Below are 1,449 nucleotides of genomic sequence, written 5' to 3' on the forward strand. Positions count from 1 at the left end.
GGGGCCGGGGCCCGCGCCCCCCCCCCGCGCCCGCCCCGGGGGGGGGCGGGGGCGGCGGGGGGGCGGGGGGGGGGCGCGGCGGGGGCGGCGGGGGGGGCGGGGGGGCCGGGCGCGGCGGGGGCCGCCGCGTTCGACGGGGCGCCGGGGTACGCGCCGGCGGCGTCCTGGCGGCCCGGCAGGTCGGCCTGCTGCGTCGGGTCGTAGGCGTGCTGGTGGCCGCCGGCCGGCTGCCCCGGCACAGGCCCGGGCGCGCCGGTCCCGGCCCCGTGGCCGCTGCCGCTGCTGCTGCCGCTGCCGTTGTTGCCGCCGCTGTCCTGGGCGTACGCCGCGTGGCCGGTACCCGCGTCCGCGCCGTAGGGCTGCGGCTGTGGTGCGTCGGCGGTCGGGCCGTACGCCGACTGCTGGCCGTACGCCGACTGGTGCTGGCCCCGACCGTCTCGCCCCTGCTCCTGCGCCGGGGCGGGGCCCGGGCGCTGATCCGCGTCGGGGCCCGTGGCGGGGCCGTGGGACGCGTCGTGCCCGGCGCCGTGGTCCGGCGCCGTACTGGGTGCGGCCGGGGGATGCGCTGCGCGCGGTGGCTGGAGCCCGTAACTCGTGGGCTCGTCCGCTCGTCCCCCATGGTTTGTCATGTCACTCATCATGACCCGCCGCGGGACTCCGCGGGCCCGCGGGCCGGGGCGGTACACGCGATGGTGACCAAGCCGTTGCCGCGGCGGTCAGCCGACAGCGCCGGGACGACGGAAGGTGTCCACCAACGTCGTGAAATGCCGCTTTCCTTCGGCTTGCTGGGATATTGGAGCAGAAATCCAGATGTCATACATCTGCCCGCCCTCGTCCCAACTGAGGTCGTACGTCCGCCGGGCGCCCCCGTCGTCCTCGGCCCCGTCCCAGGTGAAGTCCCACCGCGCGGCCGGGTGCCCGTTCCTCGTGGTCTCGGTGACCCGGCCGTCCCGATAGCCGTCGTAGCGCTGCGCGCCCTCGGCGTGCGCCTCGCGCATCACGCGGACCGCTCCGCGCGGGTCGAGCGACTGCGGATGGATGCCGATCCGGAACGCCCTGCCCGGCGAGTAGTAGTAGACCCGGGGCGGCTCGTACGAGCGCACGTACCCCTGCGGGATCGCGATCCGGAACCCGGCGGGGTCGGTGACCAGCTCGTACCCCTTGGGCGCGGTGGGGGGGACGGCGGCGGGACCGGTCGGCCCACGGTCCGCGCCACCGCCCCCGCTGCCCCGCGCGCCCCCGTCCTTGCCGTCGCCTTCGCCCTTGCCGTCGTTCTCACCCTTGCGGCTCGGGTCGCCGTCGCCGCCGCGGGCGCTGGCGGAGCTGCCGCCGTCCTTGTCGAGCACGGCGACCACGCCCACGGTCAGCCCGGCGAGCGCCAGCACGGCGGTACCGGCCACGGCGGCGGCCCGCCCGCGCGGCAACGCGTCCCGCACCGTGGGCCGACTC

The 1,449-nt window shown here is 78.3% G+C and carries 1 protein-coding gene and 1 pseudogene; both read right to left on the reverse strand.

Features of this window, described 5'->3' with window-relative positions; genetic code table 11:
• Nucleotides 1–629: pseudogene (locus AAHZ94_RS34030) on the reverse strand (hypothetical protein); the annotation flags it as partial.
• 87 nt (nucleotides 630–716) lie between these two features.
• Nucleotides 717–1,449, reverse strand: a 733-nt coding sequence (locus AAHZ94_RS34035; protein ID WP_502964869.1) for a serine/threonine kinase C-terminal domain-containing protein, incomplete at its 5' end; no start/stop codon positions are given.

It is taken from the genome of Streptomyces sp. HSW2009 (genome assembly GCF_040240285.1).
Classification (GTDB): domain Bacteria; phylum Actinomycetota; class Actinomycetes; order Streptomycetales; family Streptomycetaceae; genus Streptomyces.